18 protein-coding genes are annotated in these 13,621 nt (G+C 66.1%); 9 read left to right on the forward strand and 9 right to left on the reverse strand.

What is annotated here, in order from left to right; translation table 11 throughout:
* Window positions 1-16: 16 nt before the first annotated feature.
* Window positions 17-835 carry an alpha/beta fold hydrolase gene (locus ABD140_RS17660; RefSeq protein ID WP_425544127.1) on the forward strand — a complete coding sequence of 273 codons (819 nt, stop codon included), beginning with the start codon at window positions 17-19 and terminating at the stop codon, window positions 833-835.
* Here the strand turns inward: ABD140_RS17660 and ABD140_RS17665 are convergent.
* From ABD140_RS17665 to ABD140_RS17680, 4 genes are all read right to left on the reverse strand, one after another.
* Window positions 813-1,733, reverse strand: a complete 921-nt coding sequence (locus ABD140_RS17665) for an alpha/beta hydrolase (protein ID WP_344241947.1) — start codon at window positions 1,731-1,733, stop codon at window positions 813-815. The two genes, ABD140_RS17660 and ABD140_RS17665, sit on opposite strands and share 23 nt — an antisense overlap.
* Before the next feature lie 113 nt (window positions 1,734-1,846).
* Window positions 1,847-2,200: a peptidase inhibitor family I36 protein gene (locus ABD140_RS17670; protein WP_344241948.1), complete on the reverse strand. Its 354-nt coding sequence runs from the start codon at window positions 2,198-2,200 to the stop codon at window positions 1,847-1,849.
* A 40-nt stretch (window positions 2,201-2,240) separates the two neighbouring features.
* Window positions 2,241-2,582 (reverse strand): peptidase inhibitor family I36 protein, encoded by a 342-nt coding sequence (locus ABD140_RS17675; RefSeq protein WP_344241949.1) that lies wholly within the window; start codon window positions 2,580-2,582, stop codon window positions 2,241-2,243.
* Between the two features lie 34 nt (window positions 2,583-2,616).
* Complete coding sequence (locus ABD140_RS17680) at window positions 2,617-3,003, reverse strand: peptidase inhibitor family I36 protein (RefSeq protein ID WP_344241950.1); 387 nt, start codon at window positions 3,001-3,003, stop codon at window positions 2,617-2,619.
* Window positions 3,004-3,283: 280 nt separating this feature from the next.
* Between ABD140_RS17680 and ABD140_RS17685 the strand changes: the two genes are divergently transcribed.
* From ABD140_RS17685 to ABD140_RS17700, 4 genes are all read left to right on the forward strand, one after another.
* Entirely contained in the window at window positions 3,284-4,288 is a 1,005-nt protein-coding gene (locus ABD140_RS17685; RefSeq protein ID WP_344241951.1) for a hypothetical protein, read from the forward strand.
* A gap of 138 nt (window positions 4,289-4,426) precedes the next feature.
* Window positions 4,427-5,386, forward strand: coding sequence for a hypothetical protein (locus ABD140_RS17690; RefSeq protein ID WP_344241952.1), 960 nt, complete (start codon window positions 4,427-4,429; stop codon window positions 5,384-5,386).
* A 271-nt stretch (window positions 5,387-5,657) separates the two neighbouring features.
* Window positions 5,658-6,212, forward strand: coding sequence for an RNA polymerase sigma factor (locus ABD140_RS17695; protein ID WP_344241953.1), 555 nt, complete (start codon window positions 5,658-5,660; stop codon window positions 6,210-6,212).
* Entirely contained in the window at window positions 6,205-6,537 is a 333-nt protein-coding gene (locus ABD140_RS17700) for a hypothetical protein (RefSeq protein WP_344241954.1), read from the forward strand. The genes ABD140_RS17695 and ABD140_RS17700 overlap by 8 nt, the downstream gene beginning before the upstream one ends.
* A gap of 201 nt (window positions 6,538-6,738) precedes the next feature.
* On the opposite strand, the gene ABD140_RS17705 is transcribed toward ABD140_RS17700, so the two are convergent.
* The 3 genes from ABD140_RS17705 to ABD140_RS17715 all read right to left on the reverse strand — a co-directional run bounded on the left by ABD140_RS17705 (window position 6,739) and on the right by ABD140_RS17715 (window position 8,387).
* On the reverse strand, window positions 6,739-7,179 hold the full coding sequence (locus ABD140_RS17705; protein WP_344241955.1) for a PPOX class F420-dependent oxidoreductase: 441 nt from the start codon (window positions 7,177-7,179) through the stop codon (window positions 6,739-6,741).
* A 214-nt stretch (window positions 7,180-7,393) separates the two neighbouring features.
* Window positions 7,394-7,576, reverse strand: a complete 183-nt coding sequence (locus ABD140_RS17710) for a DUF397 domain-containing protein (RefSeq protein WP_344241956.1) — start codon at window positions 7,574-7,576, stop codon at window positions 7,394-7,396.
* Window positions 7,557-8,387, reverse strand: a complete 831-nt coding sequence (locus tag ABD140_RS17715) for a helix-turn-helix domain-containing protein (protein WP_344241957.1) — start codon at window positions 8,385-8,387, stop codon at window positions 7,557-7,559. The genes ABD140_RS17710 and ABD140_RS17715 overlap by 20 nt, the downstream gene beginning before the upstream one ends.
* 104 nt (window positions 8,388-8,491) lie before the next feature.
* On the opposite strand from ABD140_RS17715, the gene ABD140_RS17720 reads away from it, so the two are divergent.
* Window positions 8,492-8,908 (forward strand): ATP-binding protein, encoded by a 417-nt coding sequence (locus ABD140_RS17720; protein ID WP_344242010.1) that lies wholly within the window; start codon window positions 8,492-8,494, stop codon window positions 8,906-8,908.
* 79 nt (window positions 8,909-8,987) lie between these two features.
* On the opposite strand, the gene ABD140_RS17725 is transcribed toward ABD140_RS17720, so the two are convergent.
* On the reverse strand, window positions 8,988-9,866 hold the full coding sequence (locus ABD140_RS17725; RefSeq protein ID WP_344241958.1) for a hypothetical protein: 879 nt from the start codon (window positions 9,864-9,866) through the stop codon (window positions 8,988-8,990).
* Window positions 9,867-10,205: 339 nt separating this feature from the next.
* Between ABD140_RS17725 and ABD140_RS17730 the strand changes: the two genes are divergently transcribed.
* A complete protein-coding gene (locus tag ABD140_RS17730; protein WP_344241959.1) occupies window positions 10,206-10,859 on the forward strand; it encodes a hypothetical protein in 654 nt (217 codons plus the stop codon).
* Between the two features lie 75 nt (window positions 10,860-10,934).
* On the opposite strand, the gene ABD140_RS17735 is transcribed toward ABD140_RS17730, so the two are convergent.
* Window positions 10,935-11,360, reverse strand: coding sequence for a very short patch repair endonuclease (locus tag ABD140_RS17735; protein WP_344241960.1), 426 nt, complete (start codon window positions 11,358-11,360; stop codon window positions 10,935-10,937).
* A gap of 63 nt (window positions 11,361-11,423) precedes the next feature.
* Here ABD140_RS17735 and ABD140_RS17740 point away from each other — a divergent pair, with 63 nt between their 5' ends.
* Together ABD140_RS17740 and ABD140_RS17745 are read left to right on the forward strand one after the other, a co-directional pair.
* The gene (locus ABD140_RS17740) at window positions 11,424-12,413 is read left to right on the forward strand and encodes a DNA cytosine methyltransferase (RefSeq protein WP_344241961.1); all 990 of its coding nucleotides are present in this window, start codon (window positions 11,424-11,426) and stop codon (window positions 12,411-12,413) included.
* A 134-nt stretch (window positions 12,414-12,547) separates the two neighbouring features.
* On the forward strand, window positions 12,548-13,615 hold the full coding sequence (locus ABD140_RS17745; RefSeq protein ID WP_344241962.1) for a DNA cytosine methyltransferase: 1,068 nt from the start codon (window positions 12,548-12,550) through the stop codon (window positions 13,613-13,615).
* The last annotated feature ends 6 nt before the right edge of the window (window positions 13,616-13,621 follow it).

Here is a 13,621-nt window from a genome sequence, read left to right on the forward strand (position 1 = left end):
AGAAGCATCCCTTTTCGTGCGCCATGGCGGGGACGGCCCGCCGGTACTGCTGCTGCATGGACACCCCCGCACCTCCGCGACGTGGCACCGCGTCGCGCCTCTCCTGGTCGAACGCGGATTCACGGTCGTGTGCCCCGACCTTCGGGGATACGGCCGGTCACGCGGCCCCGCACCGACCGCGGACCACGCCGGGTACTCCAAGCGCGCCGTCGCGGGCGACCTGGCGGCGCTGATGAAGGAGCTCGGGCACGAGCGGTTCGCCGTGGCCGGACATGACCGAGGGAGTGAGGTGGCGTTCCGGCTCGCTCTCGACCATCCCGAGGCGGTCTCGCGGGCGGCGTTCATGGACGGCCTGCCCATCAGCGAGCACCTGTCCCGCGTCACCGCGGAGTTCGCGACGCGGTGGTGGCACTGGTTCTTCTTCGCCCAGCCGGACATCCCCGAACGTGTCATCAACGCCGACCCGGACGCCTGGTACCACGGCGATCCCCGGAGCATGGGCCAGGAGAACTACGACGAATGGCGGGAGGCGACCAGGAATCCCGACGTGGTGCGGGCGATGCTGGAGGACTACCGGGCCGGCCTCACCCTCGACCGACACCACGAGGAGGCCGACCGGGCCGCCGGCGTGCGGGTGCGGTGCCCTGCCCTGATCCTGTGGTCCCTGCGCGACGACCTGGAGGACCTCTACGGGGACCCGGTGAAGATCTGGACGCGCTGGGCCGATGACGTATGCGGCCACGGGATCGGCTCCGGACACCACATGGCCGAGGAGGCGCCGGAGGCCGTCGCCTCCTCGCTGGGCGGCTTCTTCACCGGCCGAACGCCCGGGTGAGGGCGTCGATCTTGCGGCGGGTGAAGTCGCGGCCGACGCCGGTCCTGCCGTGGAAGTTGTCGAACCCGTGGTAGGCCCCGGGCACGACGTGCAGCTCGCAGGGGACGCCGGCCTTCTGGAGGCGCGCGGCGTAGTCGAGGTCCTCGTCGTGGAAGAGGTCGTTAGTGCCGACGCCGATCCAGGCGGGCGGCAGGCCGGTGAGGTCCTCGGCGCGGGCGGGGGCCGCCGGGTGGGGGACGCCGTCGGGCTGGCCGGGGGTGAGGTGGGGGCCGAGGTAGGACTGCCAGCCGAAACGGTTGTTGGCGGGGCTCCACACCCGCAGGCGGCTCTCGTCGACGTCCGTGCGCACCGTGGTGCGGTCGTCGAGCATCGGGTAGACGAGGAGCTGGAAGGTAGGGCGGATTTCGGCGCGGTCGCGGGCGAGGAGGGCGAGTCCGGCGGTCAGGCCGCCTCCGGCGCTGGCGCCGCCGATCGCGATCCGGTCGGTGTCGACGTCGGGCTGGGAGGCGAGCCAGGAGAGGGCGGTATAGCAGTCCTCCAGCGGGGCCGGGTAGGGGTGGTCGGGCGCCAGGCGGTACTCGACGGACGCCACGATCACGTCGAGCTCGCGGGCGACACGGGCGCAGAAGGCGGAGTCCTGGCGGGCGTTGCCGATGACCATGCCGCCGCCGTGGATCCACAGCAGTGCCGGTCTGCGTCCGGTCTTCCCGGCGGCGCTCCGCCCGTAGACGTCGACGCCGACTTCGGGCGTGATGGCCACCGGGACGGCTCCCTCGGGAGGACGTCGGCCGGAGAGCTTCATCGCGGAGCGGATCAGCCCCAGTTGGCGGGGGCCGACCAGGCCGCGGGGCAGGAAACGGGCGGCACGCAGATCGGGATGGAACACCTGATCGGCCATGTGACCTCTCCTCGTGGTCGTTTCCGCATCAGAGTACGGGAAATGGCCGCCCCGTCCACGGGTGGTGGACGGGGCGGGAAACCGGCCGCTTCAGGCCGTCATGCTCTTTCTCGTCAGATCGGGCAGGCCCATGTGTGGGGCCTCCGCAACCCGCGGATGTCGAGGTTGACCCGCTGGTTCGCGCCGACGGCGGTCTGCTCGCCCGTCCCCTTCCAGGTGCACCAGCTGCTCTGGGTGCGGTTCCAGCCGGACTTGCCGAGTCCGCGCAGCCCTTGGCCGGTGACGTTGTTGGAGCCGTTGGTGTAGTGGGCGACACGGCCGGTGCCGTCCAGTCCGTCCCAGACGCAGAAGTGGTTGACGGGGCAGTTGTCCCAGCCGGCCGCCGCGACCGCGCCGGCCGGTGGAGCGGTGAGGAACGCGGCGGCGGTCGCCAGGACGATGGAGGTCAGGCGGAGGTGGACGAGCATGGTGTCTCCCGGTGGTCTGGTACGTGGGGTGGCATCGGCCTCAGCACTTCTTCAGCGAGAGGATGGTCTGGTTGACACGCGCGTTGGCGTTCACCTCGAAGCTCGGCGGCCAGTAGATGTTCTTGTAGTAGGTGCACCAGGTGTCGCCGGTGCGGTTCCAGGCCGATTGGGCTCCTTCGGCGAACCCCTGCTTCCGCACGTCCTTGGAACCGTGGCGGTAGTAGATGATGCGGCCGCCGCCGTCGGTGCCCTCCCAGACGCAGAAGTGGTCGACGGGGCAGGCGTCCCAGCCGGCCGGGGCGGCCGCGGCGGCACCGGCCGGGCCGGCGGCCAGCGCCAGCAGAGCGACGCAGGCCGCGGCGCGGGCACGTTGGAAGATCATGGAAATCTCCTTGGATGGTGTTGTTCGAGGCGGTTCAGGGGATGCAGCGGACGTAGTCGGGGCGGTGCGCGGCCCAGACGGCGGTGTTGCTGAGCTGCTGGTTGGGGCCGACGTATTTGCCCATGAACGTCCTGCCGGGGATGTCGAGCCAGCACCACTTGCCGTTGGTGCGGTTCCAGGCCGAGCGGCCTCCGTTGACCAGGCCCTGGTTGGCGACGTTGAAGGTTCCGTTGCGGTAGGTGGCGACCTTGCCGGTGCCGTCCGGCCCCTCCCAGACGCAGAACTCGTCGACCGGGCAGCCCTGCCACTGCGGGGCGGCCGGGCCCGCCGCCCGGGCGGCGGCGGGGAGAGGAGCCGTGTGCAGCGCGGCCACGGCCGCGGCGCACGCGATGGTCACGGCTGCGCTCTTCTTCTTCGTCATGTACCGGTCTCCTGTCGACCTCGCGGTTCGGGTTGTTCCGGCGCCGCACGGCTGAGGTGCTGCGTGGCGCCGAGCAAGAGGAAAGCCGGGCGGTGAAGGTGTCCAACAGGGCTGCGGACGGGCTCGTCCACGTTCGGTCCGAGGCAGGACCGTGATCGGACGACGGTCGGCTGCTCCGAGCCACGATCGGACACGTGTTGTCATCGTTCGGACACGCTCGGACAGGGCCGGGTGGGATAATCGGCGGCGGTAGCGGCGAACTCGAGCACAGAGGTCCGGCGTGACGATCAGTGATGACCCAGCGGCCTCCCATGCCGTGGTCCGGACCGAGCTGAACTCGGTGACGTGCAAGGAGGAGCTGGCGAAACTGCTGTCCCGGCAGTACGTGCGAGCCGACATGTCGTTGCGGGAGCTGGAGCTGCGGTCGAGCAGGACGGGCGGCGTCCGGCTGGCGCGGGCGACCTGCGCGGACATGCTGGCCGGACGCCGGTTCCCCAAGAAGGCGATGATGGTGACGTTCCTGCGGCTGTGCCAGGTGCCCGAGGAACAGCTTCCCGACTGGGAGCGGGCCTGGGAACGGGTGAAGCTCGCCCAGTCCTCCGCCCCGCAGGCTTCCGAAGCCGTGCAGCCGCTTCCCGAGCCTCTCCTCACCGGGCCCGAGGACGACGGAGCGCTCCAGAACGACCGGCCGACGACGGACGACGAGCCCGCCCCGGTCCGGAAACCCGTCCGGCGCCGTATGAGGGTGGCGGCCGGACTGTCCACCGCCGCAGGGTTGATCACCGCCGCTGGCGTTTATGTGTTCGCCGAGTCCAGCGCCCCTCCCCCGCGCGTGCTGACCGACGACGGCCGCGCGTTCGGCAAGGGCGGTTCCAGCCGGTTCGTCGTGAACATCGATCCCGACCACACCCGGATACGGCTGACCCGCCGCCTCGACGCCGGCATCGCGATGCAGACCGCCACGGTCACCGTGGACGCGACGATCGCCGCACTATGGCAGCCCCTGACCGGGGGACCGCACGGCTGGAGAGAGCAGAGCGTCCTCCTTCCGACCGCGCTGACCTTGGGGCGCCACCGGCTCACCATCGCCAACACCTTCGTGAACTCCGCCCTGGACTTCAATGAGTTCGCCTACTTCGTCCATCAGGAGGTCGACGGCGCCTGGTCGCTGGCCGACAGCATCGACGTCGGCCCCAACCACCCCGAAAGCGAAGAAGAGCACCAGTACCGCATCACCCACGAGACCTGGTCCGGCACGAACCCGGTCTTCGCATACCTGGAATGAGGCTCGCTCCCGTCAAGGGCCCGTATGAGCCGGGGCTCTGATCCCTGGTTCACGGACAGGGTCCCGTCTCACGCTGGCGCCCGTTCTCCACTCACAGGGAGCCACATGATGGGCTGGAATGCACGTATCGTCGCGGGTGTGGCAGTGCTGGCGCTCGCCGCCGGATGCCAGGGCGGGCAGAAGAGCGGAGAGGACCCTCGAAGCACGCCTCCGGTGAAGACGCCGCTGCCGGTGCAGGGGCTGGAGCGGATCAAGGCCGTGAGCGACCGTTCTTCGGGCGCCTCGCAGGAGATGGTCGCCCGATGCCCCGCCGGGAAGAAGGTGCTGGGCGGCGGCGGCCAAGTCATCGGCGGCGGCCGGGAGGTCCGGATGAGCGGGCTGCGGCCCCAGCCGGACGGGAGCGGTTACTGGGTCAGGGCCGACGAGGACGGCGACGGGTACGCCAAGGCCTGGTCCTTGGAGGCGTACGCGATGTGCGCGCGGGAGCCCGCCGGCCTGGAGTACCTCACCGCGAAGTCGCAGGACTCGGTCCATCCGAACGAGGAGCTGCCCCTGGGCATGCTGATCGGAGACCGCCGCCGAGGGGCCATCGTGACGTGCCCTGCGGGCAAGAACCTGACGGGCGGAGGCGTCGAGGTGCTCGAAGCGTCGGGGAACGCGGTCGTCTCGTTCACCGGCGGGACCAACGGCGAGACCGAGGGCGAGGACGAACCGGCGGAGCTCACAGCCCGTGCCTTCCTCAAGGGCGGGGGCACGGCGAACCCCCAGATCGTGGGGCACGCCGTGTGCGTGGACCCGCTGGAGAAATACCACAGGATGTCGAACCGCGACCTCAGCTTTGAAGTGGAGAAGAAGGAGAGCAAGGTCTCCTGCGTCGAGGGCATGCGGATGCTGGGGCTCTCCGTCTACGTGGTGCAGACGGGCGAGCCGGTGGCCGGAGAGAACATCTTTGACGCCCTGACACTGATCGGTGCGGTGCCGAACGAGAAGCTCGAGAAGGCCGTGCTGGCGGCTGTTCCCCATGCGGAATTCAAGGAGCACAACGACTCCACCTGGTTGATCGGCGGCTCCGTTTACTGCGCCAAGACCGTTCCCTGAGGTCCACGGCCGCGGGGTCGGGTGGTCAAGGAACTGTCAGGCTTCTTCGAGTCGCGGTCGAGGCGAACGGAGCTGCAGACCGCCACTTCGACGCACCCTTGCATGGCCAGGCGCCGCTGACCTGAATCCTTTCGCGGCCCGGAGGCCTCTTATGGGAGTGACCGGCACCGGGCCGGCTTCCTGGGTTGGAGGTTCTTCATGGTCATCGCTGGTGTGGTGTGCGCGGCCATCCTCGTCTGCGCATGCGGCACGTACTTCGTGCGGCGGTCCCGTGGTTGATCGGAGCTGGCCGAGCGAACAGGTGGTCGCCGCCGCACGCGACGGCGACACCGACTCTCTGACGGCGCTGGTGTCCGGGTCCCATCCGCATGTGCGCAGGTTCGCCCGGTCGTTGTGCGCCTCCCCGGAGGACGCGGAGGACGCCGCGCAGGAGGCTCTGATCATCCTGTACCGGAAGATCGGAACGCTCCGGGCCACCGGTGCACTGGCGACCTGGATGTTCCGCATCGTCCGCAACGAGTGCATCCGGCGTTCGCGCCTGATGCTCCAACCACGCGAACAGCTCCGCGACCGGCTGGTGCTGTCCGCCGAGGACGAGGTGATCCGCCGGCTGGAGACGGGACGGGTCGTCGCTGCGATCGCCGCGCTCCCCACCGACCAGCGCCGAGTGCTGATCATGCGGGATGTCCAGGGGTGCAGCGGCCGTATGACCGCCGACGCCCTCGGGCTCAGCACGGCCGCGATGAAGTCGCGGCTGCACCGGGCCCGCGCCGCCGTCCACCAGGCCCTGACCGACCCGTCTGAGGAGGGGGGTGCCCATGTCTGACGGAATCGTTTTCGCCAGCTCCTCGCTGCCGCGCCATCTCGCACGCGGGGCGATCGGCTTCGGCTCGCTTGTCGGGGCTTTCGTCTTGCTGTCGGCGATCGGCCCGGCCAGTCTGCTGCTACTCCCGATCGGCCTGGTCGCCCTGCGCGGCTGCCCGATGTGCTGGGCACTCGGCCTCGTCCAGACGCTTTCACGTGGACGTCTGGAACGTGAGTGCGTCGACGGCGTCTGCGAACTACGCGTCACCGACCGGAACACCGCCGAGAACGCGGCGTCCACCTCGCCGGTCACGGCAGCGGCCGAACGGGAGCACCTACCGATCTGATCGAAAACACGGACCCGCACCGACTCGGGCAGAATCACCGCTGCCTTCTGCCAGAGTCGGTCGGCCCGGCACTGACGGCGCCAGGCCCGAGCAACCGCACACAGCCATCCATCCGGTACTCCAGCCGCAGAGCGTGATCACATGCGGTCCAGCGCGGACAGCGCCTGTGCTGAACCTGTCCCGCACGGGAAGTCACCGGTCTCAGACAGAGAAGCCGGAGATCCTCTGCGGGGTCACCCGGACGATCAGCCGGAGGACATCGACCGGCTCGGCAGGCGGGTCCTCGCCGAGGTATCTCTGCGAGAGCTCACGCGGAAGCGACTTCTCCCGGTCCTCGATCAGTTCGGCGGTGCCGCGGATGTCCACGGAGTGGTACGGGTTCTCGGTGTCGTAGACGGTAAGGCTGATGCGTGGATCCCGGGCGAGGTTTCGTGCCTTCTGCCGCCCTGCCGTGGTGGAGAACAGCACCGTGTCTCCGTCCCTCGCTATCCAGACCACCGAGGTCTGCGGCCCGCCGTCCTGGTTCAGCGTCGCGACGGTGGCGAAGTTCCTCCCGTCCAGAAGCTTGCGTGTCTCCTCGTTGAACGCCACTGACACGGCCTCGCCCTTCTGTCCGGAACTCCGTATGTTCACTGCTTGCACGGAACAGACGTGAGAGCTGAGATCTTCCCGATACGGAATCAGACGGCTGGAATCCGGAGCGATGCGTGAGACCGACGGGCTGACGCCGGTCGGGAAGGTGCACCCGTGCTCACCGCAGCCCCCGACCCGGCCGAGGGCGGTCCGAAGTCGGCCGTCCCGTCGACAGGGACGTATGCGCGGTCGGCTCGTCGGCCGCGTCGAACGCTGACGAGCGTCAGTCCCGCCTCTTGAGGCCGGACGTCAGCCGTACGAACTGCTGCCGGGTCAGCACAAGGTGCCCGAGGTCGGGATTCTTGGAATCCTGGACGCCCACGCCCTGGGGAAAACGCGCCAGCTCGACACAGATGTCGTCGCTGACAGTGCCGCTGTAGGAGCTCTTACGCCACTCGATCTCCATACCTGGACTCCATCACTCGCCAGATGATCCGCCGAGACTCTTCCTCGGAGGCAGCCTGCTGTCCGATGAGATCGAACTCGACGATCAGGTTTCGCACCTCTTCGGACGTCTCCACCAGCCTGCCACCGTTACGAGCCCCGATATAGGCGAGATCTCGCTCTTTCAGACTGATAATCCGCATAGGTCCGTCCTGCCCGTAGTGCGACCCTGAGAGCTTGGGGATGATCCGCACCGAGACGTTCGACCGCTTACCCACATCCAGAAGATGCTGAAGCTGCCCCCGCATGACCGCATGCCCGCCCACTTCGATCTCGAGGACCCCTTCGTCCATGAGCAGCCAGACATACGGCGGCTTCTCCCGATCGAAAATCGCCGCGGTCTTCTTCAGACGGGATGCGACGGCCGCTTCGACGTTCGCCCCCGCCTTCGCGGCCACCAGCGCCCGGATGTACGCCTCGTTCTGGAACCCAGTCGGGATCACCTGCCCCTGATAGATCCGGACGATCTGCGCTCGCGCCTCATAATCGGCGTACTGCCGCTGCCACTCCGGGTCATGCCCCATGCAGGCGAAGTACAGAAGCGTCTGAATCAGCACACCCGTCCCGTACCGCTCGTCCAGCAGCGCGGCCTGCCGCTCGTCGATGCGCAGCCTTCCGGCCTCGATGTTCGAAACAGTGGACCGGGCCGCGTTGATGATGGCACCCACCTGAGCGAGGCTCAGCCCGTTGAGTTCTCGCAGATAGCGGAGCTGGAACGCGAGCAGGTGCCAGAGCGAGAGCCTGGGGTTCAGCGGGTCACGCTTCTTGGGCACATCCCTCCTTGTTTCGGAGTTCAGAAAACACAACGGAGCGTAGTCGGACGATGCGATTCTCGTAGCGGAATCAGCAATCCTCTGAGGAGATCTCCGTGAGAACCATGAACGACGACCTGAACATCCATCTGCTCGCCTGCCCCACCGCCGCCCGCCTGGCCCGCACCCTCATCACCCGCCGCATCACCCAGTGGGGCTACGTCCACCGCCTGGACGACGTCCTCCTGGTCGCCAGCGAACTCATCACCAACGCGAGCAAGGCCGCCCCCAACTCCCGCATCAAGCTCCGCCTCAACCACAACAACCAGGGCATCTTCATCTCCGTCTGGGACTCCTCCGAGGCTCTTCCCCAAGCCAGGCCGGTCACCGAGTTGACGCCCGAAGCCCTCGACGCCTCTACCAACGACTGGGACAACGGCGGAGGCTGGGGGCTGCCCCTCGTCGAAGCGCTCTCCTCCGCCTGCGGCCACCACCCCACCGACTCCGGCGGCAAATGGATCTGGGCCACCCTCGAAGCCTGACCCTCGATCGCTTCCTTCATGGACTCCCCACCTCCGAGCTCGCTACCAACCTGGCCACAGACAGCGGGGCCTTCGTCTTTCATGCTTGCTTCCTGCGTTTGGCAGCGAGGAGCTCGCGGGCCAGCGCGGCCCCACGCTCATAGACGTCGGGGTTGGCCGGCACGGCATCAGGCACGGGCTTGTCCCACGGAGCGTTCTGAGGGACGTAACGGTCAGGCTCGCTACCGACGACCTTGGCGATGTAGGTCAGAGGGTTACGCACCTCTCGACCGTCGAGGATCTGATGGCAGACCTTCTCCGCCCACGAACGATCTACGGGCCGTCCGGTGTGGCTGGTGAGCAGTGCGGCGATCTCGTCACCGAGCCTCTGAGCTTCCTTCGCTCCCCCGCCCTTCGCGCCGGATGCCTGCTGGCCTCCTGCGTCCGTCCTTGATGAAGGGATGCTTGATGGAAGTGATTGATGGCGAAGCCCCTGGCGACTTCCTTCGAGACGCTTAGCGCTTCCTTCAACGGGCGGCGAGACTTCCTTCGAAGCTCCACGAAGGAAGTCCCTTGGGGCTTCCTTCGCAACCGGAGGAAGGAAGCCCTCACACGCTTCCTTCAACGCTGGCGTGGCTTCCTTCGGACCAGCAGTCGGCGCTTCCTTCCTGAATGGCGGCGCCAAGAGAATCTCGTCACGCCGGGTGTAGACCTCGGCAGGCACCGATGCGGCGTAGACCGATGCTCGCCGGATGGTCGTCCCCCCAGGTCCGCGCCGAGCCCCTCCACGTTCGACCAAGACCAACCACCCGGCAGCGACCGCACGCCGAAGAAGCTTCTTCCATGTCTCCTCATGCGGGCCGAACAGCGCCAGCCCCGCGTTGCCTGGCCGTACTCCCCCTCCGCTGATTCCGTCCATGAAGACGCCGAGGGCGAGCAGCCTGAATCGGTCAGCCTCCGGAAAGTCGCTCATGAGCACGAGCCGTTCCCATTCGAACCGCCCGACGCGGACAGGGCCTGCATCGGAGGCGATCCCACCCGGCCGGGCATCCGCACTGTCCGAGGCCATCAGAGGACCGCCCCTCCATCACGCAGCTGCGTGTTGAGCCGCTTCACAACGCCCGAACAGCGGCGATACCACCACACTCGACCGCAGATCGGATTTCTCCTCCAGAGCGCAAGCAACTGTCGCACTCCAACGAGTGTCGGAGCGACAATTTTCATGCACCTGACGTCCACGCACGCGAGTGTACCGACAGACAGTTGGGCGTCGCCTCAGACAACCGAATATTGCAGGCCGTTGCGCTAATCTGTCGCCATGGCAGATTCGTTGCGCCCTAGCGACGTGGCCGCTCTCCGGTTCCGGGAGCTACGCAAGCGGCGAGACCTCACCGTTCAACAGGTGGTCGATGCGCTGAAGGACCTCGGCATGACCGAACTCACCACATCCGTGATCACCAACCTGGAACTGGGACGGCGAGACGGCTCGGGACGTCGACGCATGACTCTGGAAGAGTTGATCGCCCTGGCCTACGTGCTCGACGTCCCGCCGCTGGAACTCCTCGCCCCTCTCGGCCAGGACATCAAGGTCACGATCCTCCCCAGCCTGGAAGTCGAGCCATACGAGCTACGAAACTGGCTGACAGGCACCGGCCGCCTCGAGAACCGCCCCACGCCCGACAACCCGGAAGACCTGCGCTTCTGGACCGTCACCAGTGAACCGATTCGGCTCCACGACCGTTTCACCGAGGCATCCAAGACGTTGCACCAAGCCGACCTGGAGAAACGCACGGCCGAGAAGATCGGCGACCCCCAACGGATCCAGACGACACGCACGACCTACGCCGACGCGCTCCAGGTATGGGCCGAGGCACTCAACCGGATCCACGCGGCAGGGATGAAGCCCCCCACCTATGCCCCCAAGTGGATCGAAGACGCCATCGACTTCGGTTTCCTCAATGCCCAAGGATGAACCGTGATATCCGAAGACCTACAGTTCGTAGCGTAATTCAACCGCAAGAAGACCTGTCCGAAATCGACACGGCAGTCAGTAGGTAGATCGGACTGCGACGGCTACGCGCGTGGCCGCCTCGATGGGATCTTCGTGTTCCCAGATACGGATGACGGTCCAGCCTGCTTCGGTGAGGAGACGAGTGGTCTCGGCGTCGCGAGACCGATTGGTGGCAACTTTTTCGGACCAATATGCGGCATTGGTAGCCGATTTGGTGTGGTGAGCGGGACATCCATGCCAGAAACAACCGTCGATGAAGACGGCGACCTTGGCACGGGTGAAGACGAGGTCGGCGGTACGACGCAAGGTGGGAATGGGGCGAGCAGAGACGCGGTAGCGAAGACCCAGAGCATGAACGGCACGACGAAGTGCCAATTCGGGCTTGGTGTCGCGACCTTTGTTGGACTGCATGCTCTTGCGGACGCCCGGAGTAGCTGCTTTGGTGGGTCGCTCAGCTGGCATGGAACCAATCTACGGGATGGAAACTCCCCCGTTAGCCGGTTCGGCAGTGGATGGGAGGTAGTCATGGGAAGCTTCACGAGCGTCGAGATCTGTGCCGGCGGTGGAGGGCAGGTCCTCGGGCTGGAGCAGGCCGGGTTCGATCCGGTACTGCTTCTCGATGAGAAGGCAACTTGTTGTGAGACGCTCTCTTTGAACCGGCCGAAATGGCAGGTGGTACGGGGAGATCTTCGAGAGCTCACCTCTGAGGAACACCCCGAGATACTCGACGTCGATCTGTTGTCCGGAGGAGTGCCCTGCTCCCCGTACAGCTCGGCGGGGCGACAGGAAGGGAACAAGGACGCACGGGACCTGCTCGAAGCCGCGATCTACCTGGCCTACGAAGTGCGGCCGCGAGCCATCATGATCGAGAACACCGCAGACCTGGTGACGAAGGAAAAGTTTGCCTCGAATCGGAAGAACATCATCGATCACCTGGAACATCTGGGGTATGCGTTCGACTGGCAGGTGTTGGATGCCCAGAATTTTGGGGTTCCCCAGCGGCGACGTAGCAGCGTTCTCGTCGCGATGCTCCCGGAGCAATTCGCCGGCTTCACCTGGCCTGACCCGGTCGGACCGCCGCCATCCGTCGCAGAAGTACTGTTCACGTCGATGAACAGCCGTGGATGGCCTCATGCCGAGCGCTGGGCCGCGATGGCCGCCGATGTCGCGCCGACGATCGTCGGTGGATCGGACAAACACGGTGGCGCCGATCTCGGACCGAGTCGATCGAAAGCCGCCTGGGAGCGGTTGGGGGTGAACGGTACGTCGCTGGCGGAGGAGCCGCCGGGGCCCGACTTCGGATTCGAGACCGATCATCGAGCGGGACTTCCCAAATTGACCGTCGACCAAGTCGCCTTGCTCCAGGGATTTCCCGACTCCTGGCGGTTCGCAGGAAAAAAGACCGCCAAGTATCGAATGGTGGGAAATTCATTTCCGCCACCCGTGGCACGGGCGGTAGGAGAAAAGATCGCGTCCGCCCTCGCAATCCCATTCATGAATTCTCACAATGGGTGACAAGGCAAGCGTCCGCTGACAAAGTCACCTCGATCAGAGATTTTCTTTACCTCCACCAAAAATCTACGGTATGCTGTTCACCCGTCGACGTACATGATCGGCATTGGGACAGTTCGACCGACTGTGGAGAATACGTGAAGCCCACTCAGATCGTGGATCTTTTCGCCGGCCCCGGCGGGCTTGACGTGGCGGCCGAGTTGCTCGGCATATCGACAATCGGCCTCGAATGGAGTTCCGCAGCTTGCAAGACGCGCCGGGCCGCCGGTTTGGAGACAAAAGAAGGAGACGTACGCAGTCGGTGCCCGGAGGACTTCCCGGATGCTTCCATCCTGACAGGTGGTCCGCCATGCCAGACGTTCACGGTTGCCGGCACCGGCTCCGGACGCAAGGCACTGGACGATGTATTGCAATACCTTGATCTCATGCTCGAGGCGAAAGATGTCCACGAGCTCAAGAACATCCAGGAAGATTTGTCAAACAAGAGCGAAGAGCGCACCGGTCTCGTTCTTGAGCCTCTTCGTTGGGCACTTCACGCCGTGATGGAGGGAAATCCTTATAACACGATCGTACTCGAGCAGGTACCTGCGGTCCTTCCGGTATGGCAGGCCTATAGGCGCGCTTTGGAGAGCAAGGGATACAAGGCGGACTGCGGAATCCTACGTGCCGAACAATTCGGAGTCCCGCAGACTCGCAGAAGAGCGGTTCTGATCGCCCGATTGTGCGACGATCCGGTGTCCCTTCCCCTACCGACCCACCGCCCTTACCAGAAGGGCGTGCCTCAGAACGAAGGAGACACCTCGCTCGCCCCATGGCGGAGCATGACCGACATTCTGCCCCATAAAGGCGAGTTCTATGTGATCTCCAACTACGGCACAGGAGGAAACCCCAGGGATCGTGGAAGACGCGACCACCGGGAGCCCTCCGCAACGGTCACGGGAAAGATCTTCCGTAATCGCCTCTGCCGTCCGGACGGAACCGAGCTCGGTCGCTTCTCTCCTGAAGAAGCAGGGATACTGCAGTCTTTCCCTCCGAAGTACCCGTGGCGGGGACAGGACACGGGCCAGCAGATCGGAAACGCCGTCCCACCCCGCCTCGGCATGCACATTCTCTGCGCGGCGTTGGGGCGAAGCGCCCCTTCGGAAGAAGAATTGAGCGGTCTGGAAAAAGACTGGGATCGTGGTGAGCCCGCATCGAACCTCTGAGAGACC

This window comes from Actinocorallia libanotica (assembly GCF_039525175.1).
GTDB classification, from domain to species: Bacteria; Actinomycetota; Actinomycetes; order Streptosporangiales; family Streptosporangiaceae; genus Actinocorallia; species Actinocorallia libanotica.